A 21,496-nucleotide genomic window follows, 5' to 3' on the forward strand; every position below is an offset into this window, starting at 1 on the left:
ATGAATCCGTGTCGGTCCGCGGTGTCCGGGTACGCGGTCGGCACCCCTTAAGGATCTGGAGGGAGACATGCAGCGAGGCAGCGACCGGATGAGCGTCCACCGCGACGACGAGATGAAGCATGAACTGCAGGGTCTGCTCAGGTCCGGGCACCCCACCCGCAGCGAGGAGTGGAACGACCCGGAACCGGCCGCCGAGGACGATCCGGACGTCATGTACGGACCGGTGACACCGGGCCGCGGACCGACGTATCTGGAGGCCCTGCGGCTCGAGCTGGCCCGGAACCTGACCCGGGGCAGCTTCCCCGCGGGTCCGCGGGAACTGACCCGCACACTGCGCCGCGGCAACGCGCCGGACGCCCTCGTCGAGGGGCTGGACCGACTGCCGCACAAGGCGCGCTACGACAACGTCCAGGAGCTGGCGGTGGCCCTCACCGAGAGCGGCCGGTCCGGTTCGCAGGGCGCGTAGGCGCCGGAAGGGATACCGAAACTCCATGCGCATCGCATTTCTGACCGCGCCCGAGGGCGTGGAGCAGGTGGAACTGACCGAGCCGTGGCGGGCGGCGAAGGAGGCGGGGCACGATCCGGTGCTCGTCTCCACGCAGTCCGGCGAGATCCAGGGCTTCGACCACCTCGACAAGGCGGACACGTTCCCCGTCGACGAGGTGGTGGGCGAGACCTCCGCCGACGCGTTCGGCGGTCTCGTCCTGCCCGGCGGGGTGGCCAATCCGGACTTCCTGCGAATGGACGAGAAGGCCGTGGCCTTCGTCAAGGACTTCTTCACGCAGGGCCGGCCGGTGGCCGCCATCTGTCACGCGCCGTGGACGCTCGTGGAGGCGGACGTGGTGCGCGGCCGCACCATGACCTCGTGGCCCAGTCTGCGAACGGACCTGCGCAACGCGGGCGCCACCTGGGTCGACGAACAGGTCCAGGTCTGCGACGCGGGCGACAACGTCCTGGTCACCAGCCGCAAGCCGGACGACCTCGAGGCGTTCTGCGAGACCTACCTCGCGCAGTTCGCCAAGGCGGCCGGCTGAGACGGACAGGAACAGCGCGGACGACCGAGCGACGGGCGGACGGGCCACCGGCGAGGGATCGCCGGTGGCCCGCCGTCGCGCTCAGCCACCGGGCGCGGCGGCCCGGCCGCAGCCGCGTTCCCGGGCGCCCTCGCGGGTGCGGCCGGGGGCCACCGGGCGCCGGGGGTTGCGGCGCAGCCACTCGCCCTCCAGCCGGGCCATGCGGTCGTTGTGGGCCCGCAGCGCGTCGTTCGACCCGTACAGCAGGGTGTCGTGGCGCGTGCGGTGGATGGTCTCCAGCTCTTTCATCAGCTGCTGGTCGTCCAGGCGGCCCGGGTCCACTCCGGTCATGGTGTCGTCCCGCGTGTCGTGTTCGTTCATGCGTCCCGGGTACCCGCCCCGCAGCACTACCACCCCCGAGCGGCACCCGGGAGGGCAGCCACATGGATCTCGCGTTTCTGCACCCCCTCTACGAACACCAGGGCCCCTGGGCCTCCGTCTACGTCGACCTCTCCCGGCACACGGAGGACACCCCCCACGAGCGTGAGCTGACGGCCGCCGCGGTGGCCCGGGAGCTGGCGGAGCAGGGCGCGGACGACGCCACGTGCCGGGCGGTGCGGGAGGCGGTGGACGAGCTGCGGCACGCCACCGATCCGCACGGGCGGGCGCTGTTCGCGTGTGCGGGACAGGTGGTCCTCGATCCGGCGCTGGCCCGGCCCCCGTACGGCGGGACCACCGCCGACTGGGCCCCGCTGCCGCACGTCACGCCGCTGCTCGACCTGGCCGGCGAGGACCCGGTGTGCGTGGTGGCGTACATCGACCGCAAGGGTGCCGACTTCGAGCTGCGCAGCGCGCTGGGCAGCTCCGACGCGGGCGGCGTGACCGGCAGGCAGTGGCCGGTGCACCGCACGAGCAGCGCGGACTGGTCGGAGCGCCACTTCCAGCTCCGGGTGGAGAACACCTGGGAGCACAACGCCGCGGAGATCGCGGACGCGCTCGCCGTGTGCCAGGAGGAGACCGGCGCCGACCTGCTGATCCTGGTCGGTGACGACCGGGAGCGGCGCTCGGTGCACGAGCGGCTGCCCTCGCGTCTGCAGGAGCGCGTCGCCGAGGCCTCCCGGGGCGCCGGCAGCAGGCTGCTGGACGACGAGGTGGAGGGGCTGCGCGACGACCACGTCCGGGCCCGTGCCCGGGAGGACCTGGACCGGTTCCTGGCCGCCCGGTCGCCGGACGACGAGGGCCGGGCCGGCGCGGCGGAGGGCGTGCCCGCGCTGGTCGAGGCCGCCCGGGAGCACCGCATCGACGAGCTGCTGGTCATCCCGGACGCCCCCGACACGCACCGCGAGGTGTGGATCGGCGAGGACGCCGACCAGGTGGCGGTGCGCCGTACGGAGCTGAAGACGCTCGGCGAGCAGAACTCCTGGTCGGCGCGGGCGGACGACGCCCTGCTGCGGTCGGCGGTGATGACCGGCGCGCCCGCGATCTCGGTGACGCCGGTGCTGCCGCCGGAGACCTCCCAGAAGGCGCCGGTGGGCGGCCTGGGGGCGCTGCTGCGCTGGAAGTGACCTCCCGGTGTCCCGCCGGGGTCCGGACGTCAGCGGGCCCGCTCCACCCGCCGTTCGTCCCAGACCGGCTCCGTCGTCTCGCGCACCCGGCCGTCGCTGCCGAAGACCAGGTACCGGTCGAAGGAGCGGGCGAACCAGCGGTCGTGGGTGACCGAGAGGACCGTGCCCTCGAAGCCCTCCAGGCCCTCCTGGAGGGCTTCGGCCGATTCCAGGTCGAGGTTGTCGGTGGGCTCGTCGAGGAGCAGGGCGGTGACGCCCTGGAGTTCCAGCAGCAGGATCTGGAAGCGGGCCTGCTGGCCGCCGGAGAGCCGGTCGAAGGCCTGCTCGGCCTGCTGGGTCAGTTCGTAGCGGCGCAGCCGGGACATGGCGGCGCCCCGGTCCTGGGCGTGCTCGGTCCACAGGATGTCCAGGAGGGTGCGGCCCAGCAGCTCGGGGTGGGCGTGGGTCTGCGCGAAGTGGCCGGGCACCACACGCGCCCCGAGCTTCCAGTCCCCGGTGTGCGCCACGTCGTCGCCGGCCAGCAGCCGCAGGAAATGCGACTTGCCGGAGCCGTTGGAGCCGAGGACGGCGACCCGTTCGCCGTAGAAGACCTCCAGGTCGAAGGGTTTCATCAGGCCGGTGAGTTCCAGTTGCCCGCAGGTGACGGCGCGGACGCCGGTGCGGCCGCCCTTCAGGCGCATCCTGATGTCCTGCTCGCGCGGCGGCTCGGGCGGCGGCCCGGCCTCCTCGAACTTGCGCAGCCGGGTCTGGGCGGCGCGGTAGCGGGACGCCATGTCGTGACTGTTCTCCGCGGCCTGGCGCAGCGTCAGCACCAGCTTCTTCAACTGGGCGTGCTTCTCGTCCCAGCGGCGGCGCAGTTCCTCGAAGCGGGCGAAGCGTTCGCGGCGGGCCTCGTGGAAGGTGGTGAAGCCACCGCCGTGCACCCAGGCGTCGGCGCCCGCGGGTCCGGGCTCGACCGAGACGATCTTCTCGGCGGCGCGGGCCAGCAGTTCCCGGTCGTGGGAGACGAACAGCACGGTCTTGCGGGTCTCGGCGAGCCGCTCCTCCAGCCAGCGCTTGCCGGGCACGTCGAGGTAGTTGTCCGGCTCGTCGAGCAGCAGCACCTCGTCGGTGCCGCGCAGCAGCGCCTCCAGGACGAGGCGTTTTTGTTCACCCCCGGACAGGGTGCGCACCTGCCGCCACTGGGCCTTGTCGTACGGCATCCCCAGCGCGGCCGTGGTGCACATGTCCCACAGGGTCTCCGCCTCGTACCCCCGCGCCTCGGCCCAGTCGGAGAGCGCCTGCGCGTAGGTCAGCTGGGCGGCCTCGTCGTCCACCGTCATGATCGCGTGCTCGGCGGTGTCGACGGCGCGCGCGGCCTCCCGGATCCGGGGCGGCGCGACGGACACCAGCAGGTCGCGCACGGTGGTCTCGTCGCGGACGGAGCCCACGAACTGGCGCATCACGCCGAGGCCGCCACCGACGGCCACGGTCCCGCCGTGCGGTCTCAGCTCCCCGGCCAGCAGGCGCAGCAGGGTGGTCTTGCCCGCGCCGTTGGGTCCGACGAGGGCCACGACGGCCCCCTCCCCCACCCGGAAGGAGACGTCGCCGAGGAGCGCCCTCCCGTCGGGGAGGTAGTACTCCAGGTGCGCGGCTTCGAGGTGACCCATGGGACGGGATTCTGCGGCTCCGGCCGCTCCCCGGGCAAACCCATTTCCGCCGCGGCGTCCGAGCCCCGGGCATGTGGCGCGGACCACCGGCAGGAAACGCCGTCCGCAGGGTAGGCGGGATCCATGAGTCCCGACGTAGACCTCACCGCCGCCCTGCCCGGCCCGCACCCCCTCCGCAACGGCTTCCTGCGGCTGGACCAGCGGGCGTTCGAGGCCGTCGCCTCCCGCACCTGGCCGGGCGCGGACCCGCTGCTGCCCCGGTTGAGCCGCGGCGCCAATCACGGAGTGCTGTGGTTCGCGGTGGGCGCTGCTCTGGCCGCGTCGCGCACCCCGAGGGCCCGGCGCGCGGCCGCCCGGGGGCTCGCCTCGCTGGGCCTGGCCTCGCTGACGATCAACACGCTGGGCAAGCGCTCGGTGCGGCGCCCCCGTCCGGTACTGGACCCGGTGCCGCTGGTCCGGCAGCTGAAGCGGCAGCCGATCACGACGTCCTTCCCCTCGGGGCACGCCGCGTCGGCCGCCGCGTTCGCGACCGGGGTCGCGCTGGAGTCCCCGGCCTGGGGTGCGGCGGTGGCCCCGGTGGCCGCCGCGGTGGCCCTGTCCCGGGTCTACACCGGCGTCCACTTCCCGAGCGACGTCCTGGCCGGTGCGGCCCTCGGTGCGGGGGCCGCGTTCGCCGTACGGGGCCTGGTGCCGACCCGGTCCCAGCACACGCCGCCGGCCCGGCCGCGGGCCGAGGTGCCCGCACTGCCGGGGGGCGAGGGGCTGGTGATGGTCGCCAACGTCGGCTCGGGCACCTCGGACCGGGTGCGGGCCCTGTGCGACGCGCTGCCCGACGCGGAGGTCGTGGAGTGCGAGCCCGGGGACGTCCGGGCCGAACTCGAGAAGGCGGCCGGCCACGCCCGGGCGCTCGGCGTGTGCGGCGGCGACGGCACCGTGAACGCGGCGGCCGAGATCGCGCTCCGCCACGGCCTGCCGCTCGCGGTGCTGCCCGGCGGCACGCTCAACCACTTCGCCTACGACCTGGGCGTGGAGGACGTACGGGATCTGTGCGGGGCGCTGGAGCGGGGCGAGGGGGTGCGGGTGGACGTGGGCCGGTTCGCCTCCGGCGGGCGGCGGGGTGTCTTCCTGAACACCTTCAGCCTCGGCGTGTACCCGGAGCTGGTCAACGAGCGGGAGCGCTGGTCGCCCCGGATCGGCGGCTGGCCGGCCGGGGTGCTCGCCGCCGTGCGGGTGCTGCGCGCCGACCGGCACCCGCTGGAGGCCGAGGTGCGGGGCCGCCGGCGCCCGCTGTGGATGCTGTTCGCGGGCAACGGCACGTACCACCGCCGCGGGCTCGCCTCGGGTCGCCGGCTCGACCTGGCCGACGGACAGCTGGACGTGCGGGTGGTGCACGGGGGCCGCCGGCCGGCCCTGCGGCTGCTGTCCGCGGCCCTCGCCGGACCGCTGACCCGCTCCCCCGCCCACGCGGCGGTGCAGGTACCCCGGCTGCGCCTGTCGGGGGTCGCGCCGGGCACGCTGATGGCGTACGACGGCGAGCTGACCGAGACCGAGGGCGACCTGACGCTGGAGAAGCTGCCCGAGGCGCTCACGGTGTACCGGCCGCTGCCCGGCGGCGGCCTGTTCTCCTGACACCACTCCCTCTCTCCCTGACACCCCGTCAGTCCACATGGCAAAACAGTAATCTCACCATGCGGCTGACGGGCGTACCGTGATCACACTGTCGGGAGAGGGGATCGACCATGCCGAAGCCGCATGAGACCGCCGTCTACACGCACGGCCACCACGAGTCCGTGCTGCGCTCGCACACCTGGCGCACCGCCGAGAACTCCGCCGCCTACCTGCTCGGTTCCCTGCGGCCCCACATGCGGATCCTGGACATCGGCTGCGGGCCGGGCACCATCACCGCCGATCTGGCGGAACGGGTACCGGAGGGCCACGTCACCGGCGTGGACCGGTCGCCGGAGATCGTGGAGCGGGCCAGGGCCACGGCCGCCGCGCGGGGGCTGGAGAACACCGGCTTCGCGGTCGCGGACGTGCACGCGCTGGACTACCCGGACGACACCTTCTGCGTGGTCCACGCCCACCAGGTGCTCCAGCACGTGGGTGACCCGGTGCGGGCGCTGCGCGAGATGAGGCGGGTCGCGCGGCCGGGCGGGTTCATCGCCGTCCGCGACTCCGACTACGGGGCCATGACCTGGTACCCCGCGTCTTCGGGCATGGACGACTGGCTGGACCTGTACCACCGGGTGGCCCGCGCCAACGGCGGCGAGCCGGACGCCGGACGCCGGCTGAAGGCCTGGGCGCTCGAGGCGGGGTTCACCGACATCACGGCGACGTCGGCCACCTGGACCTTCACCACGCCCGAGGAGCGGGAGTGGTGGAGCGGCCTGTGGGCGGACCGCACCCTGGCGTCCGCGTACGCGGAGCGCGCCACCGAGGGCGGCCATGCGACGCCGGAGCGACTGCGCGCCGTGTCGGCGGCCTGGCGGGACTGGGGAAAGCACCCGGAAAGCTGGTTCAGCGTTCTGCACGGCGAAATCCTGTGCCGGAAGGAAGCGTGACCGACGCCTGTTCGGTGAAAATCGGGAAACCAGTACGACAGGAGGTTCAACATTATGGTTCCGCTTCTGCTCGTACTGCTTCTCGCGATCGTCCTTTTCGGTATCGGATTCGCGGTGAAGGTGCTCTGGTGGATCGCTCTGGCGGTTCTGGTCCTGTGGCTGATCGGTTTCCTGGCCCGCGGGACGACGGCCGGCGGCGGCAGGGGCCGCTGGTACCGGTGGTGAACGACCGGTGACGCACGACGGATGACGTACAGCGGGTGACGTACGACAAGTGACGTACAACAGGTGACGAGGCTGCTGCCCCGGGAGTGCTCACTCCCGGGGCAGCAGCGGTCCCAGCGGCCCGAGGTCCAGGTTCAGGTCCTCGGGCCGCAGTCCGTAGCGGTCACGCAGTTCGGTCATACGGTCGTCGAGGAGCATCAGGGTGAGCCCGATCCGCTCTTCCTGGTCCTCGCTCAGGTCGCCCTCGTCGACACGGCGCAGCGCCTGGCGTTCCATGAGCTGGCGCAGCAGTTCGACGACCGTCAGGACCAGCTTGATCAGGTCGCGCTCGACCGTGTCGGGCTCGAGGTCGAGGCGGCGCTTGCGGGGCTCGGCGGGTTCACTCACGTCAGTCCCCGAACGGTGAGGGAACGTTGCGGTTGACCGAGCTGATCAGCGCGTTCAGATCGATGCGGACCAGGTCGACGTCCGCGATGCGCAGCGTGACGTCACCGGTGATGACGACTCCGCCCGCCAGCAGCCGGTCGAGCAGGTCGACCAACGCGATCTCGCGGCGCTCCACGACGGTCACGATCCCTCCTCCTCTGTCTCTCCGGCGAAGGAATAGGCCGCCCACGGACCGGTGAGTTCCACGCGAATTCCGGGGGCGTCGTCCTTCGTACGGTCCACCATTTCGACGAATTCCTCGGATGCGTCGCGGGCCACCAGATAGGCGGCATTGAGAACGTTCCGCCCGGCGGCACCGGAAAGGCGGGGGTTCTGCGGCGCGTGCAGCCGGGCGCCGTCGGCCCGTTCGGACAGCGCCGCGTGCAGACCGGTGGCGAACTGTTCGGCCCTGCTCCACAGGTCGTCGTTCGCCCGGGACTGCCGGCGCCGCTGCCGCAGGTAGTCCCGGCCCGTGGCCGGCTTGGGCGCGGGCGGTGCCGACGCCTCCGGCCGCTCGGCCGGTTCCCCCTCGACGTACACCTTCACGCCCCACTCCACCCGGCCGTCCAGCCGGTCGAGCGTGCGCCGGAAGGCCGCCTCGCGCTCCTCCAGCATCACCCGTACGCCGCTGTCGTCGCGGAAGACGGTGGCCAGCCGGAGCGGCAGCGGGGTGGTGACGGCGGTGAGCGCGTCGACCACCTGCTGGTGGGCGCGGGCGGTGGCGGTCAGCCAGTCCAGGTCCTCCAGGCGGGCGCGCAGCGCCTCCTCGCCGAAGTCGGCCTCGGGCACATGGCTGACGACGGCGACCAGGTCTCCGTGCGCCAGCAGCCTGGGCGGGTCGTCCGCCACGCCCGCGAGCTGGGACTGGAGGGCCGCGTCGAAGGGGCGGCAGACGGCATAGACGTAGCGCAGTCCGGTCACGGTGCCTCCTCCCTCGGCACCCGGCCCGGGTCCAGCTCACGCAGGCGTTCGCGGAGTGCCGCGTTCTCCCGGGTGAGTTCGTCGTGCCGGGCGCGCGAGGACAGTGCGGGGTCGCTCTCCCACCAGTCGATGCCCATCTCCTTGGCCTTGTCGACGGAGGCGACGACGAGTCGCAGCTTGATGGTCAGCAACTCGATGTCGAGCAGGTTGATCTTGATGTCGCCCGCGATCACGACTCCCTTGTCGAGCACCCGTTCCAGGATGTCGGCGAGGTTGGCGCTCTGTCCCTGACCGTAGGGATCGGGCAGCCGGCTGGGGGTGGTCATCGACGGCTCCCGCCCTCGGCGTCCTCGTACTCGTACTCGTCCTCGTCCTCGTCACCGGACGCGTACTCGTCCTCCCCGGCTTCCTTGTCCTCCTCGGGCGCCTCGTCCTCCTCGGGCTCCGCGTACTCGCTTTCCGCCTCCTCGTCGTACTCCTCTTCGGGCTCGCCCTCCGCCTCCTCGTCGTACTCGCCCTCGGGCTCCTGCTCCGGCTCCTGCTCCGGCTCCTGCTCCGCCTGCCGCTCCTCTTCCTCCTCGGCGACGGCGTCCTCGTGGCTGCGGACGACCTCGCCGTCGCGGATCTCGCCGCGCCAGCCGTCGTCGGCCTCGCCCTTGAACGTGATGTGGCGGACGTAGTTCTTGAGGTCGAGCCGGGCCCGGCGGCCCTGGGCGCGCCAGATGTTGCCGGTCTTCTCGAACAGGCCCTTCGGGTAGTACTCGATGACCAGGACGACCCGGGTCAGGTTGGCGGCGAGTTCGTGGAAGCTGACGACGCCCTTGGTGGAGCCCTTGGCGCCCTCCGACGTCCAGGAGATCCGGTCGTCGGGCACCTGCTCGGTGGTCGTCGCCTTCCAGCTGCGGTTGGACCACAGGACCTTCAGCTGCCAGTCGGAGGACGTGTCGTCGGCGCGGTTCGCGCTCTTGACGCCCTTCGCGAAGGTGCTGAAGTCCTGGTACTGGGTCCACTGGTCGTAGGCCGTGCGCAGCGGCACGCCCACGTCGACGTACTCGATGATGACGGTCGGCTTCTGGCCCCCACCGCCCTTCTTGCGGCCCTTGCCGCCGGTGAGGTTCTTGAAGGCGCCGACCACGTTGTCCTTCACCTTGCCGGCGCCGACCTCGAAGGCGGCCCGCATCGGGCTCTTGCCCTCGGCCAGCTTGCGTCCGCCGTCGAGGGCGAGCTTGGCGAATCCGGGGCTGTTGCCCTCGGCGATGTCGTTGAGTTTGCCGGTGGTCTCGCCGAGCTTGGTGCCGACCCCGGTCAGCAGCCGGGTCGCCTGTGCGGCGAGGTAGTCCTGCACCTCGGCCTTGAGCCGGTCGGCCGCCTCGCTCTGCGCCACGTCGGCCAGCGGGTTCTTCTTCGCCGCCTTTCCCGCCGTGGAGGCCGCGGACCCCAGGGAGTCGCTCATCGCTCACCACCGTCCTTCGACCGCCGGGCACCGGCGCCGCGGGCGGCGTTCCTGGCCCCTGCCGTCTTCTTTCCGGCCGCCTTCTTGGCGGGCTGGGCACGCTTGGCCGCCGCCTTCTTCGCGGGGGCCTTGGCGGCGGCCTTCTTCGCGGGCGCCTTTCCGGCCGTGCCGCGCGTCTCGGGCGATGCCTTCTTCGCGGGCCGCGCGCGCCGCGGCGCCCGCCGCTCCTCGGACTCCTCGGACTCCTCGGCCTGCTGGGGCTCCTCGGCGTCCTGGTGCTCCTCGGGCTCCTCTCGCTCCCTGGCCTCCTCGTACTCCGAGTCCTCCGAGGCCTCGGAGTCGCGGGAGTCGCGGGAGTCGTCGGATCCGGTGCCGGGTGCCCGGGAGGCCACGCCGGAGAGCTGGTCGCGCACCTCGGCGGTGCGCCCGTGCAACCGGTCGGCGAGGGCGTCGATCTGCCGCTCGACCATGGCGCCCGAGGCCGCCTTGCCCACGCCCCGCAGGTCGGTGCGCAACTGGTCCCCGATCTCCTTGAACTGCGGGTTGTTCTGCAGTTGGCCGGAGACCAGTTCGGCGATGCCCTTCGGGGTCAGGTTCAGCTTCTTGCCGGCCACCATGGTGCCCACGGCTACCGCCATTTTCAGCTTCTTCGTGCGTCCCAGCAGGTATCCGGCCCCTATGGCGAGGCCCAGTCCCACTCGATTCATGGTGCCGTCCCGTTGCCCAATCCCGCGCTTGTGCGCGTAGCGATCTCCAGCCGGTCCAAGAGCTCGTCCTCCTGTCGGTCGAACTCCTCCTCCGTGATCTCACCGGCCTCCAACTGCTCTTCCAGGCGGGCAAGTTCGGCCCGTACCGTGGCCGGGTCGTAGTAGATCCGCTCGGCCTCCTCCAGCACCTGTCTGATGGCCCATCCGCCGCCGCGCACCGGTGCGAACGGCAGCAGCAGGACCTCAGAGATCAGACCCATGCCGTCACCCCGCTCCGGCGTCCGCCCCGCCGGCCGCCGTGCCCGCGGGCTCGGCCGGCCCGGGCTCGACGAAGCTGTACGGCGGCAGCGGGCCGTTCACGCGGACCTCCAGGTGCGGCATCCGGCCGCGGGCCCGCTCGACGGCGGCCAGGAACTCGTCGGCCGCCTCCCGCTTCACCAGGAACGAGACGTTGGCCAGCCAGCCGGTGGACTCGGGGCCCACGCTCACGGCGTCGGCGGCGGCCTCCAGGGCGCGCTCCAGCGCCTTGGCGTCCCCGGCCTCCTGGTCCTTGACCGCGGCCGCGACCATCTCACCGAGCTGGATCTTCGTCTCGTACGTCCCGCCACCCGCCTGCCTGTTGGACTCGGCGAGGGCGCGGATCTCGGGGTTCTCGGCCATCACGTGATGCAGTACGGCCTCTTCGACGTGGTTGGCCTTGATGTTGTACTCGACACGGCCGTCCAGCGCCCCCAGGCGTTCCGCGTAGTGCTCGGCGCGCTCGGCGAGGACTGAGGTGACCGCCTTGTCGTCGGGGGCGACGCTGCCGAAGCGCATGGGCAGCACACAGCCGTCCGCGCCGATCTCGCTCAGCACGTTCTGGTGGGCGAGCAGCTCCCTGCGCTTGGGGCGCAGCCCCTCGGGGGCGTCACTGACGACGGCCGCCAGCTCGCCCTCCTTGAGGATCCGCACCTCGCGCGGTGGGTCGCCGACCCCGCCCGTGCCCTCGGGGAGCGACGGATGCGTGGCGGCGGTGATGCCGTAGACGTACGTACTCACTCCTGCTCCTCCTTCCGGCGCGAGGGCGCGGCCTTGCGGGCCCGCGGACGCGACGACGTCTCACGCTCGGAGCCGCCGTCGTCACGGGCCTGCTTGAACGCGTCGGAGATGGTCTCGGCGGCGCCGGACAGCGCCCCCTTGGACTTGCCGCGGGCGCCGGACTCGGTCATCTCGCCGACCAGGTCGGGCAGCCCCGGGTCCTTGCGCGGCCCGGCCTCCAGGTCGAGCCGGTTGCACGCCTCGGCGAAGCGCAGATAGGTGTCCACGCTGGCGACGACGACACGGACGTCGATCTTCAGGATCTCGATGCCGACCAGGGAGACGCGCACGAATGCGTCGATGACGAGCCCCCTGTCCAGAACAAGCTCCAGCACGTCGTAGAGGCCGCTGCTGCCGCCTCCGCCGCCGGTCTGTTGTGCCGGTACGACAGTCATGCCTGCTGTTCCTCCATCTTGTCGGTGGTGTGGGTGGTGTTCGCGGGTACGGGCCGGCGTCGTGCGCCGGCCTAGCGGCCGCCGCGGGAGTCGGCCCGTCCGCGCTCGTAGCGCCGGGCGCGCCGGTAGCCCGTGAGCTGTCCCTCGGCGTCCAGTTCCACCTGATAGCTCGCCATCAGGCTCATGGTGTCGGGCACCCGCTCCAGTTCCAGGACCTCGACCTCGAGGACCCAGCCCTCCTCCGTCTGCTCGAAGGACGACACGGACTCGGCGGTCATGCCGGTGAGCTCCGCGAGCTGGGCGCGCGCCTCGCGCAGAACCTCCATCGGCTTGGGACGGCGCGGCTCCTGTGACGACTGTGACTTCTGAGACGCCTGAGATGTCTGAGTTGCCTGAGACCTCTGTGGCTTTCGTGAACTCTGTTGTGATTCTTGCGAGTCGGATGTGTTTTTCGTGTTCGACATGGCCACCTCCCCCTCCGTGTGGCCGCATGTGTGTTCGCCAAACCTCGTCGGGTTGCGCAGTCCGCTCAGCCGTGCAAGGCGTTCAGGCGCCGCCGGGCGGGGCCCAGGGCACGGGGGCGGTTCATGATTCCTGCCCAGGGCCGGGTGCGGGCCTGCTCCACCGCGTCGGCGACGGTCCAGCGGCGGGCGTGCAGGGCCGGGTCGTCCAGCTGGTCCCAGGAGATGGGCGTGGCCACGGGGGCGCCGGGGCGGGCGCGGACGGTGAGGGGGGCGACGGCGGTCTGCGCGTAGGCGTTGCGCTGGATGTCGAGGTAGAGCCGGTCCCCGCGGTCCTTCTTGCGGGCGGCGGTGGTGAGCCGGTCGGGGTGGGCGGCGGCCAGGACGTCGGCGACGGCCCGCGCGAACTCCCGTACGTCGTCGAAGTCCTGGCGGCCGTCCAGCGGCACGACCACGTGCAGCCCCCGGGAACCGGTGGTCATCGGCGCGGAGGGCAGCTTCAGCTCGTCGAGCAGTCCGGCCAGCAGCCGGGCCGCCGCGCGCACCGCCTCGAAGTCGTCCTGGGCCGGGTCGAGGTCGAAGACCATGCGGTCGGGCCGGTCGAGCCGCCCGGTCCGGGACAGCCAGCGGTGCAGGGTGAGCGCGGCCTGGTCGGCGAGGTACACGAGGGTGGCGGAGTCGTCGCACACGGTGTGGCAGACGGTGCCGCCCTCCTTGCCGACCTCGACGCGGTCGATCCACTCCGGGTAGTGCTCCGGGGTGTTCTTCTGCATGAACCGCGGACCGTCGACGCCGTCCGGATGCCGTTCCAGCATCAGCGGGCGGCCCCGCAGATGCGGCAGCATGAACGGGGCCGCGGCACGGTGGTAGTCGACGAGATCGCCCTTGGTGTACTCCTCCGTACCGCCCTCACCGGCCGGGAACAGCACCTTGTCCGGCCGGTGGACCTCCACCGTGTGCCGTCCGGCCCGCACGGTCCGGGCGCCGCCACCCCTGCCGCCGCCCTCCGTGCCGCCGCTCCCGCTCACGGAACGATCGCCTGCTCCACGAGCATCCGTGCGGCCGCCTCGATGGACTCGGCGTCGATCCCCGCGGCGTGCAGTTCCTCCGCCGGGGTCGCGGACCCCGGCATCGTCGTGACCGCGAGCCGCACCAGCCGGGGCACGGGCCGCCCGTCCGAGAAGGCGTCCAGGACGGCGTCGCCGATGCCGCCCTCCCGCCGGTGGTCCTCCACGGTCACCAGACAGCCGGTCTCCTCGGCGGCGGCGCGCAGAGTGGCCCGGTCGACGGGCTTGACCGAGTACAGGTCGATCACCCGGACCGGGATGCCGTCCGCTCCGAGCGCGTCGGCCGCGGCGAGCGCCTCGTGCAGGGTGACGCCGGCCGCGACGACGGTGAGCCGGTCGGCGTCGGAGGAGCGCAGTACCTTGCTGCCGCCGACGGGGAACTCCTCGTCGGGGCCGTAGATCACCTTGCTCTCGCCGCGCGAGGTGCGCAGATACCGGATGCCCTCCAGGCCGGCCATCTCGGCGACGAGGCGCGCGGCCTGGTTGGCGTCGCACGGGTACAGCACGGTCGAGCCGTGGATGGCCCGCATCATGGCGAGATCCTCCAGGCCCATCTGGCTGGGCCCGTCCTGGCCGATGGCGACACCCGCGTGGGAGCCGACGAGGTTGATGCCGGCTCCGCTGATCGAGGCCATGCGCACGAAGTCGTACGCGCGGGTCAGGAAGGCGGCGAAGGTGGTGGCGAACGGCACCCAGCCGCGGGCCGCCATCCCCACCGCCGCGGCGACCATCTGCTGCTCGGCGATGTAGCACTCGAAGTAGCGCTCGGGGTGTTCCTTGGCGAAGAACTCGGCCCGGGTGGAGTCGCCGACCTCGCCGTCGAGGGCGACGACGTCGCCGCGCGCCGTGCCGACCGCGGCGAGCGCCTCCCCGAAGGCGTTGCGGGTGGCGACCTCGTCGCCCAGGCCGTAGCGGGGCAGCTCGGTCTGCCCGGTGCCCGTCGAGCGCAGCGACCGGGCGTCCTCGGGCGCGTGTACCCGCACCCTGATGTCACGGGGACCGCCGAGTTCGGCGACGGCCTCCTCGGCCTCCGGCAGCGGCTTGCCGTGCTGGCCCTCGCGATCCTCCACCGCCCGTACGCCCTTGCCCTTGAGGGTGCGGGCGATGATCGCGGTGGGCTGGCCCTTGGTGGACAGCGCTTCGCCGTAGGCGCGGTCGACGGCGTCGACGTCGTGGCCGTCGACCTCGATCGTGTGCCACTCGAAGGCCCTGAACCGGCGTGCGTAGGCGTCGAGGTCGTGGCCGTGCCGGGTGGGGCCGCGCTGGCCGAGCCGGTTGACGTCGACGATCACGGTGAGGTTGTCGAGGTGCTCGTGCCCGGCGTGCTCGGCGGCCTCCCAGATCGACCCCTCGGCCAGCTCGCTGTCACCGCACAGCACCCACACGCGGTAGTCGGTGTGGTCGAGCCGCTTGCCGGACAGCGCGATGCCGACGCCCACGGGCAGCCCCTGGCCGAGCGACCCGGTGGCCGTCTCGACCCACGGCAGCCGCTGCGGTGTGGGGTGCCCCTCCAGGCGGCTGCCCTGCTTGCGGAAGGTGAGCAGCTCCTCGTCGTCGATGGCACCGGCCGCCTTGAAGGCGGAGTACAGCAGGGGCGAGGCGTGTCCCTTGGAGAGCACGAAGCGGTCGTTGCCGGGGTGGGCGGGGCGTTCGAAGTCGTAGCGGAGGTGGTTGGCCAGCAGTACGGCCATCAGGTCCGCGGCGGACATCGACGACGTCGGGTGCCCGGAGCCCGCGGCGGCGGCCGCCCGTACGCTGTCGACGCGCAGCTGCTGTCCGAGGTCGACGAGTTCACCGGTGTTCATGAGTCTCCTTCCACGGCACGTCCGTCGGTGCGCCTGACGGGGCCGGGGGCGATGTCGGGTCCGGGGGGCGGCTGGTGCGCCGGCGGCTCGGGACCGGGGTCGGCCGGCTGACCCGCGGACCGGCTCGGTCCGGACGGGGCGGTGGGCCGTTTCCCGGCGGAGCCCGTTCCGGAGGCGCGGGAGGACTTGCCCGGCTTGCCCGAGCCGCCTCGGGCGGAGCGCGGTCCGGCGGCCTCGACGGCGCGGCGGGGCTTGCCGGACGCACGGGGCGAGCCGGACTGGCTCCGCTTCGCCCGCTCACCGTGCGAGCGGCTCCCGGCGGAGGCGTCGGGTCCTCTCTCGGCCGGTTCCCCGCCTGGCTGGTTCTTCGCGGGTTCACCGCCCGGCTGGTTCTTTCCGGGCTCACCGCCCGGCTGGTTCCTTCCGGGCTCACCACCCGGCTGCCCCTTCGCGGGCTCGCCGCCGGGCTGCTTCTTCCCCTCGTCGCCGTCGGCATGCTTCCCGGCGGTCCCGGCAGTCCCGGCGGTCCCGGCAGTCCCGGCGTCCTTCCCGCTCTGCTCAGGACGCCCCGGCACCCGCGCGACCTCCGGCGACGACGACTCCAGCGGCACCGACCAGGACCGTACGAGGCCCAGCTGAACGGCCTGGCGGGGCAGCACCGCGTCGAGCAGCCAGTCGGCGGCGACCCGCACGCGGTTTCCCGGCATCGCCGCGAGGTGGTAGCCGCGGGTGACCGCGCCCGCCGCCGGGCCGGACATCGGCAGGCCAAGCGGGTTGGCCGCGGCCTTGGCGCCGCCGAGGTCCACGACGAACCCCATGTCACGGTGGCGGTAGGCCCGCCGCTGCCCGCGGCCGAGCGAGGCGACGACGTTGTGGGCGCAGACCTTGCCGTGCCGCCAGGCGTGCTGTGCGGTCATCGGCGTGTACTGGCCCGGCTGGTTCAGGTCGGGCACCGCCGCCACGTCACCGCAGGCGAACAGCTCGGGCCGGCCCGGCACCTGGAGGTGGGGGTCGACGAGCAGCCGGCCGCGTTCCATCGGCAGCCCCAGGGACTCCACCAGCGGGTCGGGCCGCACGCCCACGCACCACACCAGGGTGCGGGTGTCGACGGTGGACCCGTCGGTCAGGACGACCCCGTCATGCGTGGCCTCCTTCACGGAGGTCCCCATCCGCACGTCGACGCCCCGCTGCCGCAGGACCCGCTCGGCCGTGCGGGAGAGCCGTTCGTCCATCTCGGGCATGACGCGCGGCGCCACGTCGAGCAGCATCCAGCGCGGCCGCATGCCGGTCCGCATCGGGTGCCTGCGGACCTGCGCGTCGGTGTACATCGCGCCGTGCGCGGCGACCTCGGTGCCGGTATATCCCGCGCCGACCACGACGAACGTGCATCGCGCGGCGCACTCCGCCCGGTCGTCGGCCGCGGCGGCCAGCTCCACCTGCCGGGTCACGTGGTCGCGCAGGTAGAGCGCCTCCGGCAGCCCGCGGAAGCCGTGCGCGTGCTCGGCGACGCCGGGGATGGGCAGCAGTTTGTTGACGCTGCCCGCGGCGAGCACCAGCCGGTCGTAGGCCAGGGTGCCCTCCCCGCCCTCCGGGCCGGTGTAGTGCACGGTGCGCCCGTCGAGGTCGATGCCGTCGGCCTCGCCGAGCACCAGCCGGACGTGCGGCAGCGTGCCCGACAAGGAGACGCTGACCCGGCGCGGTTCCAGGATTCCGGCGGCGACCTGGGGCAGCAGGGGCAGGTAGAGGAAGTAGTCGGTCGGGTTGAGCAGGGTGATGTCGGCCTGGTGCCGGGTGAGCCGGGACAGGGTGCGGGCCGTCCGGTACCCGGCGAAGCCGGCACCGACGATCACGATGCGGGGTCGGCTCACGGTTCGCCTCCGGGCTGTCGCGTACCTCGTGAGCCTTCCGCGTCCCCTGGGCCGGGGCGCCCAAACGTGCGCGGGGAAGTCGCGGCACGTCCGCGGGGAAGCCGCCGGGCCGCCGGTTTCCGGCACCGCGCCCGGGTACCCGGTGCCCCGGACCCACCCCCGCTCCCTGTCCGGAGGCACCCCCTCATGCCCGAGTACGGCTATTTCCTCTCGTGCGAGCAGTACGGTCCCGCCGAGCTGATCGAGCAGGCCCGGATGGCCGAGCAGGCCGGATTCCAGGCGCTGTGGATCTCCGACCACTACCATCCCTGGAACGGCGAACAGGGCCAGAGCCCGTTCGTGTGGTCGGTGATCGGCGCCCTGTCCGACGCCGTGTCGCTGCCGATCGAGACGGCGGTGACCTGCCCGACCGTGCGCATCCACCCGGCGGTGGTGGCGCAGGCCGCGGCGACCAGCGCGGTGATGACCGACGGCCGGTTCCGGCTGGGCGTCGGCACCGGCGAGGCACTGAACGAGCACATCTTCGGCGACGCCTGGCCGGCCGCGCACGTCCGCCTGGAGATGCTGGAGGAGGCCATCCTGATCATGCGCCGGCTGCTCACCGGCGAGGAGGTCAACCACCACGGCACGCACTACACGGTGGAGAACGCCCGCCTGTACACGGTGCCCGACGAGCCGGTCCCCATCGACATCTCGGGCTTCGGCCCGGCGGCGACGAAGCTGGCGGCCCGGGTCGGCGACGGCTACATCACGATGATGCCGGACGCCTCGATGGTGGAGCAGTACCGCAAGGGCGGGGGCGGCGGGAAGCTGGTCAGCGGCGGCACCAAGGTCTGCTACGACACCGACAAGGACGCGGCCGTGCGCACCGTGCACCGGCTGTGGGCCAACGAGCAGTTGCCCGGAGAGCTGGGCCAGGTACTGCCCTCGCCGAAGCACTTCGAGCAGGCGCAGACCCTGGTCACCGAGGACATGGTCCGCGACAGCCGGGTGTGCGGCGACGACGTCGACGAGCACGTGGCGGAGCTGAAGCAGTTCGCCGACGCCGGTTTCGACCGGGTCTACGTCAACCAGATCGGCCCGGACCTGCGCGGCTTCTTCGACCTCTACCGCACCAAGGTGCTGCCGCAGCTCCAGCAGAGCGCCTGACGCGGGCGAAGGGCAGGGGTACGCCCGCACGGATGCCGTCCGTGCGGGCGTACCCCTGTGCGGTCGTACCTCTGTGCGCGGCCGGTCAGCCGCGACGGCGCTTGTTCTCGGGGTCGAGGTCGTCCTGGCGCGGTGCCGCGGGACCGGTGCCGCCCGGTGCGGGTGTGCCCGCGCCCGGGGCGCCGGTCGCGCCGCCCACACCGCCGGGAGCGACGGGCGGCATCGGCGGGTACGGCACGCCGAGTCCGCCCGGGGCCGCGGCGGGCGCGCCGCCTCCGGCGACGTGGTCGTGCCCGGCGGTGCCGGGTGCCGGACCCGGGCGCGACGGGTGCGGCCGGGCCGCACCCCGCAGCAGATACGCCACGACGGCCAGAAGGGCGGCCGTGATCAGCGCGGCGGCCCAGCCCGGGAGCGCGAGGGCGAGCGCCAGTCCCACGGCGAGCGCGACGGCGGCGCCCGCATAGAGGGCGGCGGTGCCGGACGCGGCGTACAGCGTGGCCTTGCGGCGCTGCCTGCGGGTCTGTTCTCGCAGTTCGTCGCGCACGGTCTCGCGTGCCACCTGCGCCAGTTCGTCGACCAGTTGCCTGTCCAGGTGTTCCAAGTGATCCATGCGGTCCATGGGTTGCGGGTACCCGCCGGCCGGGCTTCCATGGCCGGACCGGGGGTGGGCACCGGGTCGGCCCAACTAGGCTCGTCCGTATGGACATTCTGGGAGCCACACTGCGCATCTACGTCGACGACCTGGACAAGGCGATCCCCTTCTACGAGGGTCTGGCCGGCGGCGAGGCCCTCCGCTTCGAACGCGGCGGCGTCCAGGCCGCCGCCATCGGCTGCTTCCTGCTGATGAGCGGGCCCGAGTCCCAACTCGAGGTGCTGCGCAAGGTGGCCGCGACGATCGCCGTGTCGGACGTCGAGGAGACCCGTCACGTACTCGGCTCACTGGGCGCCGACATCATCGCCGGCCCGGTCGCCACGCCCGGGGGCCGCAACCTGATCGCCCGGCACCCGGACGGGGCGATCTACGAGTACGTGGACCGGCAGCAGTAGCCGGCACGTCACCCGAGGGGCCGGGCGGGGCTCACTCCCCGTCCGGCCACATCCGGAAGTCGTAGCGGGCCGGGAGCGGTGCGTCGTCCAGCCGCGCCCACAGCAGGCCGATGCCGTCGGCGCCCTCCCTCAGATCGGCGACCTCGAAGCCCTCGTCGAACACGGCACGCGCGTCCTCGCTCCGGCCCTCGGCGGCCAGCAGCTCGGCCTCGATCAGCCGGTACCGGCCGCGGGCCCGCGTCGCGGGATCCAGCCGGTCCCACACGGTCCGGGCGTCCGTGCCGCGCCCGGCCGCGAGCAGCGCCCCGATCGCCTCCCGGCCCAGCGCGGCGGTGACGGCCACCCACCTCCCGTCCCCTTTCTCCGCCCCGTCGGTCCGGCGTGCGCACAGGTCGTCGAAGGCCTCCGCGTACCGGTCGGCGGCACGCTCCCCGTGGCCGTCCTCCTGGTCGGCGACGGCGAGGCAGCGCAGCAACGGCCAGCGGTCCGTGGCGGACTTGAGGCCGCGCTCCCAACTGCGCACCGCCTGCGCCCGGTCGCCGCCGTGCCACTGGGCGACGCCGAGGTGGTACTCGGCCGACGGCGTGGCGGCCGCGGTCTCCAGCATGTCCCGCCAGGGCCGGGCGACCAGCGTGCCGCCGGGCGGCGCGTGGTGCTCCGGTTCGGGCAGGGACCCGGCGCGCAGCAGGTGCAGCCAGGGCCGCTGTTCCTCGCCGAGGGTGTCCTCCGCGAAGGGCGTGCCGGGCAGCTTCCAGCCGGTCCGCAGCACCTCCAGCGCGCCCCAGCCCGACCCCGTGGCCAGGCGCTCGCCCGGCTCGGTGTCGGCACACGCCCGCCAGGCGTCGTACGCGGCGTCGACGTCGGCCCGCGGCAGGGCGGCCTCCAGCCGGTCCTCGGCCCGGCGCAGCACGGTGTGCCAGTCGCCCTCCGGCGAGGCAGTGAGCGGCCCGTACGCCTCCAGCCAGGACACCTCGCTCTCCGCCTCCAGCTTGACGTGTTCGAGCTGGGTGCGGACGAGCCCCGCCTGGATCTCGCAGTAGCCGCCGGTGCCGGGTTCGGTGAGCCACTCCTGCCAGCGGCGTCCGCCGGGTCCCGTCCCCCACACGAACAGCTTGCGGCCGCGCAGCAGGTCGGTCGAGGTCTGCACCAGTCCGTGGCCGCCCTCGTCGAGCGCGGCGATCCAGCGGCGCCGGTCGTCCGGCACCTCGTAGAAGTAGTCGGCGGCGTAGGTGCTGTTCAGGGGGTACGTCCGGTCGACGCCGCCGTATTCCGGCACCGGGACCCGGCGCAGCCTGCGCTCGTAGCCGATGGGGGCACCTCCCACGCCTTTAGGGCTGTGGGGGAGCCAGGCCTCGTCTGCGGGGGCGAGGACGCGGCGGTTTTCGGGGACGGCGATGTTGGACCACCAGTAGGTGGGCGCCGGGCGTTCGTGCGGGTTGCGGATGCGGGCGCCGACGTAGAGGAAGTCCGAGCCTTCCGGGAGCCACAGGTCGACCTGGAAGGGCAGGTCGCGCAGTCTCTCCCACTCCCACAGGCGCAGCATCCGGCCGCCGTCGGGGGCGGGGACGCAGGCGGCGTGCACGGGTGAGCAGGACAGGGTGGTGTGGCCGGTGGCGCCGATGTTCCATTCGATGCCGCCGGAGAACCAGGCGCCGTTGAGGGCGAAGTTGGCGGGCTGGAGGACCGGGTTGACGTAGAGCAGTTCGCGGTCGGTCGGCTTGTGGTGGAGGGAGGCGATGCGGCCGCCGAGGGCAGGCAGGACGGTGGCCCGCAGCCGGTCGTTCTCGATGACGAGGGCGTCCAGCGCGCGCGGTTCGCGCCCGCGGCCGTAGCCGTCCCGGACCTGGGCGGGCAGCAGGCTGCGCAGGGGCTCGTAGTCGATCTGGCGGGCCATGTCGCGCGGCAGGCCCGCACGGTCCCGGTCGTCGATGCGGTGGGCCTCGTCCAGGGGGCGCAGCGGCGGCAGGGGGTTGTCCGGCCCCAGCGGCGCGGCGGGCAGGGTCAGTACCTCGCGTCGGATCGTCGTCACGCTTCCCCATGGAAGCCGCTCCCCGGCGCGGTGAACAGGGGTTCCGCCGGCCGGGCCGGGGCGACGTGGCTCACGTTT

25 protein-coding genes are annotated in these 21,496 nt (G+C 73.0%); 8 read left to right on the top strand and 17 right to left on the bottom strand.

All coding sequences use genetic code 11. From position 1 onward, the window contains the following. Positions 1 to 67 precede the first annotated feature (67 nt). Both R2E43_RS05845 and R2E43_RS05850 read left to right on the top strand, forming a co-directional pair. On the top strand, positions 68 to 466 hold the full coding sequence (locus R2E43_RS05845) for a DUF2795 domain-containing protein (protein ID WP_003972462.1): 399 nt from the start codon (positions 68 to 70) through the stop codon (positions 464 to 466). 25 nt (positions 467 to 491) lie between these two features. Next, entirely contained in the window at positions 492 to 1,034 is a 543-nt protein-coding gene (locus R2E43_RS05850) for a type 1 glutamine amidotransferase domain-containing protein (protein WP_003972463.1), read from the top strand. A gap of 81 nt (positions 1,035 to 1,115) precedes the next feature. Here R2E43_RS05850 and R2E43_RS05855 read toward each other — a convergent pair whose 3' ends face one another. Further along, a complete protein-coding gene (locus R2E43_RS05855; RefSeq protein WP_016327754.1) occupies positions 1,116 to 1,394 on the bottom strand; it encodes a DUF6158 family protein in 279 nt (92 codons plus the stop codon). 62 nt (positions 1,395 to 1,456) lie between these two features. On the opposite strand from R2E43_RS05855, the gene R2E43_RS05860 reads away from it, so the two are divergent. After that, a complete protein-coding gene (locus R2E43_RS05860) occupies positions 1,457 to 2,578 on the top strand; it encodes a baeRF2 domain-containing protein (RefSeq protein ID WP_003972465.1) in 1,122 nt (373 codons plus the stop codon). 29 nt (positions 2,579 to 2,607) lie between these two features. On the opposite strand, the gene R2E43_RS05865 is transcribed toward R2E43_RS05860, so the two are convergent. Further along, positions 2,608 to 4,227 carry an ABC-F family ATP-binding cassette domain-containing protein gene (locus tag R2E43_RS05865; protein WP_003972466.1) on the bottom strand — a complete coding sequence of 540 codons (1,620 nt, stop codon included), beginning with the start codon at positions 4,225 to 4,227 and terminating at the stop codon, positions 2,608 to 2,610. Between the two features lie 123 nt (positions 4,228 to 4,350). On the opposite strand from R2E43_RS05865, the gene R2E43_RS05870 reads away from it, so the two are divergent. From R2E43_RS05870 to R2E43_RS05880, 3 genes are all read left to right on the top strand, one after another. Beyond that, positions 4,351 to 5,856, top strand: a complete 1,506-nt coding sequence (locus R2E43_RS05870; RefSeq protein ID WP_003972467.1) for a bifunctional phosphatase PAP2/diacylglycerol kinase family protein — start codon at positions 4,351 to 4,353, stop codon at positions 5,854 to 5,856. A gap of 110 nt (positions 5,857 to 5,966) precedes the next feature. Continuing rightward, complete coding sequence (locus tag R2E43_RS05875; RefSeq protein WP_011030973.1) at positions 5,967 to 6,788, top strand: methyltransferase domain-containing protein; 822 nt, start codon at positions 5,967 to 5,969, stop codon at positions 6,786 to 6,788. A 54-nt stretch (positions 6,789 to 6,842) separates the two neighbouring features. Continuing rightward, complete coding sequence (locus R2E43_RS05880) at positions 6,843 to 7,013, top strand: hypothetical protein (RefSeq protein ID WP_003972469.1); 171 nt, start codon at positions 6,843 to 6,845, stop codon at positions 7,011 to 7,013. A gap of 90 nt (positions 7,014 to 7,103) precedes the next feature. Here the strand turns inward: R2E43_RS05880 and R2E43_RS05885 are convergent, their stop codons facing one another. The 13 genes from R2E43_RS05885 to R2E43_RS05945 form a co-directional block, all read right to left on the bottom strand. Further along, positions 7,104 to 7,400: a gas vesicle protein K gene (locus tag R2E43_RS05885; protein WP_003972470.1), complete on the bottom strand. Its 297-nt coding sequence runs from the start codon at positions 7,398 to 7,400 to the stop codon at positions 7,104 to 7,106. 1 nt (position 7,401) lies between these two features. Further along, positions 7,402 to 7,584 carry a gas vesicle protein gene (locus R2E43_RS05890; protein ID WP_003972471.1) on the bottom strand — a complete coding sequence of 61 codons (183 nt, stop codon included), beginning with the start codon at positions 7,582 to 7,584 and terminating at the stop codon, positions 7,402 to 7,404. Next, complete coding sequence (locus R2E43_RS05895; RefSeq protein ID WP_011030972.1) at positions 7,581 to 8,360, bottom strand: GvpL/GvpF family gas vesicle protein; 780 nt, start codon at positions 8,358 to 8,360, stop codon at positions 7,581 to 7,583. Before R2E43_RS05895 ends, R2E43_RS05890 begins: the two co-directional genes overlap by 4 nt. Beyond that, positions 8,357 to 8,686, bottom strand: coding sequence for a gas vesicle protein (locus R2E43_RS05900; RefSeq protein ID WP_003972473.1), 330 nt, complete (start codon positions 8,684 to 8,686; stop codon positions 8,357 to 8,359). The genes R2E43_RS05895 and R2E43_RS05900 overlap by 4 nt, the downstream gene beginning before the upstream one ends. Then, complete coding sequence (locus R2E43_RS05905; protein ID WP_003972474.1) at positions 8,683 to 9,813, bottom strand: SRPBCC family protein; 1,131 nt, start codon at positions 9,811 to 9,813, stop codon at positions 8,683 to 8,685. The genes R2E43_RS05900 and R2E43_RS05905 overlap by 4 nt, the downstream gene beginning before the upstream one ends. Further along, positions 9,810 to 10,520, bottom strand: a complete 711-nt coding sequence (locus tag R2E43_RS05910; protein ID WP_319122945.1) for a DNA primase — start codon at positions 10,518 to 10,520, stop codon at positions 9,810 to 9,812. The genes R2E43_RS05905 and R2E43_RS05910 overlap by 4 nt, the downstream gene beginning before the upstream one ends. After that, positions 10,517 to 10,780 carry a gas vesicle protein GvpG gene (locus R2E43_RS05915; RefSeq protein WP_003972476.1) on the bottom strand — a complete coding sequence of 88 codons (264 nt, stop codon included), beginning with the start codon at positions 10,778 to 10,780 and terminating at the stop codon, positions 10,517 to 10,519. The genes R2E43_RS05910 and R2E43_RS05915 overlap by 4 nt, the downstream gene beginning before the upstream one ends. A 4-nt stretch (positions 10,781 to 10,784) precedes the next feature. Continuing rightward, positions 10,785 to 11,558 carry a GvpL/GvpF family gas vesicle protein gene (locus tag R2E43_RS05920; RefSeq protein ID WP_003972477.1) on the bottom strand — a complete coding sequence of 258 codons (774 nt, stop codon included), beginning with the start codon at positions 11,556 to 11,558 and terminating at the stop codon, positions 10,785 to 10,787. Beyond that, entirely contained in the window at positions 11,555 to 11,992 is a 438-nt protein-coding gene (locus R2E43_RS05925) for a gas vesicle structural protein GvpA (RefSeq protein ID WP_003972478.1), read from the bottom strand. The genes R2E43_RS05920 and R2E43_RS05925 overlap by 4 nt, the downstream gene beginning before the upstream one ends. Positions 11,993 to 12,063: 71 nt before the next feature. Then, positions 12,064 to 12,456 carry a gas vesicle protein GvpO gene (gvpO, locus tag R2E43_RS05930; protein ID WP_011030968.1) on the bottom strand — a complete coding sequence of 131 codons (393 nt, stop codon included), beginning with the start codon at positions 12,454 to 12,456 and terminating at the stop codon, positions 12,064 to 12,066. 65 nt (positions 12,457 to 12,521) lie between these two features. Then, on the bottom strand, positions 12,522 to 13,427 hold the full coding sequence (gene ligD / locus R2E43_RS05935) for a non-homologous end-joining DNA ligase (RefSeq protein WP_030863172.1): 906 nt from the start codon (positions 13,425 to 13,427) through the stop codon (positions 12,522 to 12,524). A 50-nt stretch (positions 13,428 to 13,477) separates the two neighbouring features. Next, positions 13,478 to 15,325, bottom strand: coding sequence for a transketolase (locus R2E43_RS05940; RefSeq protein WP_011030966.1), 1,848 nt, complete (start codon positions 15,323 to 15,325; stop codon positions 13,478 to 13,480). Continuing rightward, positions 15,322 to 17,193, bottom strand: a complete 1,872-nt coding sequence (locus R2E43_RS05945) for an FAD-dependent oxidoreductase (protein WP_136209240.1) — start codon at positions 17,191 to 17,193, stop codon at positions 15,322 to 15,324. Before R2E43_RS05945 ends, R2E43_RS05940 begins: the two co-directional genes overlap by 4 nt. 186 nt (positions 17,194 to 17,379) lie before the next feature. Here R2E43_RS05945 and R2E43_RS05950 point away from each other — a divergent pair, with 186 nt between their 5' ends. Beyond that, the gene (locus tag R2E43_RS05950) at positions 17,380 to 18,342 is read left to right on the top strand and encodes an LLM class F420-dependent oxidoreductase (RefSeq protein WP_011030964.1); all 963 of its coding nucleotides are present in this window, start codon (positions 17,380 to 17,382) and stop codon (positions 18,340 to 18,342) included. A gap of 85 nt (positions 18,343 to 18,427) precedes the next feature. Here R2E43_RS05950 and R2E43_RS05955 read toward each other — a convergent pair whose 3' ends face one another. Continuing rightward, positions 18,428 to 18,961 (bottom strand): phage holin family protein, encoded by a 534-nt coding sequence (locus tag R2E43_RS05955; protein WP_162495280.1) that lies wholly within the window; start codon positions 18,959 to 18,961, stop codon positions 18,428 to 18,430. A gap of 80 nt (positions 18,962 to 19,041) precedes the next feature. Here R2E43_RS05955 and R2E43_RS05960 point away from each other — a divergent pair, with 80 nt between their 5' ends. Beyond that, the gene (locus R2E43_RS05960; protein ID WP_003972485.1) at positions 19,042 to 19,389 is read left to right on the top strand and encodes a VOC family protein; all 348 of its coding nucleotides are present in this window, start codon (positions 19,042 to 19,044) and stop codon (positions 19,387 to 19,389) included. Positions 19,390 to 19,420: 31 nt separating this feature from the next. On the opposite strand, the gene R2E43_RS05965 is transcribed toward R2E43_RS05960, so the two are convergent. Further along, complete coding sequence (locus tag R2E43_RS05965) at positions 19,421 to 21,418, bottom strand: DUF5107 domain-containing protein (protein ID WP_319215359.1); 1,998 nt, start codon at positions 21,416 to 21,418, stop codon at positions 19,421 to 19,423. Between the last annotated feature and the right edge of the window lie 78 nt (positions 21,419 to 21,496).

Source organism: Streptomyces violaceoruber (assembly GCF_033406955.1).
GTDB classification, from domain to species: Bacteria; Actinomycetota; Actinomycetes; order Streptomycetales; family Streptomycetaceae; genus Streptomyces; species Streptomyces violaceoruber.

Excerpts from the sequence above, each read along its gene's own strand:
- R2E43_RS05865 (WP_003972466.1), bottom strand. The coding sequence starts at position 4,227 with ATGGGTCACCTCGAAGCCGCGCACCTGGAGTACTACCTCCCCGACGGG.
- gvpO (WP_011030968.1), bottom strand. The coding sequence starts at position 12,456 with ATGTCGAACACGAAAAACACATCCGACTCGCAAGAATCACAACAGAGT.
- R2E43_RS05870 (WP_003972467.1), top strand. The coding sequence starts at position 4,351 with ATGAGTCCCGACGTAGACCTCACCGCCGCCCTGCCCGGCCCGCACCCC.
- R2E43_RS05875 (WP_011030973.1), top strand. The coding sequence starts at position 5,967 with ATGCCGAAGCCGCATGAGACCGCCGTCTACACGCACGGCCACCACGAG.
- R2E43_RS05915 (WP_003972476.1), bottom strand. The coding sequence starts at position 10,780 with ATGGGTCTGATCTCTGAGGTCCTGCTGCTGCCGTTCGCACCGGTGCGC.
- R2E43_RS05900 (WP_003972473.1), bottom strand. The coding sequence starts at position 8,686 with ATGACCACCCCCAGCCGGCTGCCCGATCCCTACGGTCAGGGACAGAGC.
- R2E43_RS05955 (WP_162495280.1), bottom strand. The coding sequence starts at position 18,961 with ATGGACCGCATGGATCACTTGGAACACCTGGACAGGCAACTGGTCGAC.
- R2E43_RS05940 (WP_011030966.1), bottom strand. The coding sequence starts at position 15,325 with ATGAACACCGGTGAACTCGTCGACCTCGGACAGCAGCTGCGCGTCGAC.
- R2E43_RS05850 (WP_003972463.1), top strand. The coding sequence starts at position 492 with ATGCGCATCGCATTTCTGACCGCGCCCGAGGGCGTGGAGCAGGTGGAA.
- R2E43_RS05855 (WP_016327754.1), bottom strand. The coding sequence starts at position 1,394 with ATGAACGAACACGACACGCGGGACGACACCATGACCGGAGTGGACCCG.
- R2E43_RS05960 (WP_003972485.1), top strand. The coding sequence starts at position 19,042 with ATGGACATTCTGGGAGCCACACTGCGCATCTACGTCGACGACCTGGAC.
- R2E43_RS05910 (WP_319122945.1), bottom strand. The coding sequence starts at position 10,520 with ATGAATCGAGTGGGACTGGGCCTCGCCATAGGGGCCGGATACCTGCTG.
- R2E43_RS05845 (WP_003972462.1), top strand. The coding sequence starts at position 68 with ATGCAGCGAGGCAGCGACCGGATGAGCGTCCACCGCGACGACGAGATG.
- R2E43_RS05925 (WP_003972478.1), bottom strand. The coding sequence starts at position 11,992 with ATGACTGTCGTACCGGCACAACAGACCGGCGGCGGAGGCGGCAGCAGC.
- R2E43_RS05860 (WP_003972465.1), top strand. The coding sequence starts at position 1,457 with ATGGATCTCGCGTTTCTGCACCCCCTCTACGAACACCAGGGCCCCTGG.
- R2E43_RS05905 (WP_003972474.1), bottom strand. The coding sequence starts at position 9,813 with ATGAGCGACTCCCTGGGGTCCGCGGCCTCCACGGCGGGAAAGGCGGCG.
- R2E43_RS05950 (WP_011030964.1), top strand. The coding sequence starts at position 17,380 with ATGCCCGAGTACGGCTATTTCCTCTCGTGCGAGCAGTACGGTCCCGCC.
- R2E43_RS05880 (WP_003972469.1), top strand. The coding sequence starts at position 6,843 with ATGGTTCCGCTTCTGCTCGTACTGCTTCTCGCGATCGTCCTTTTCGGT.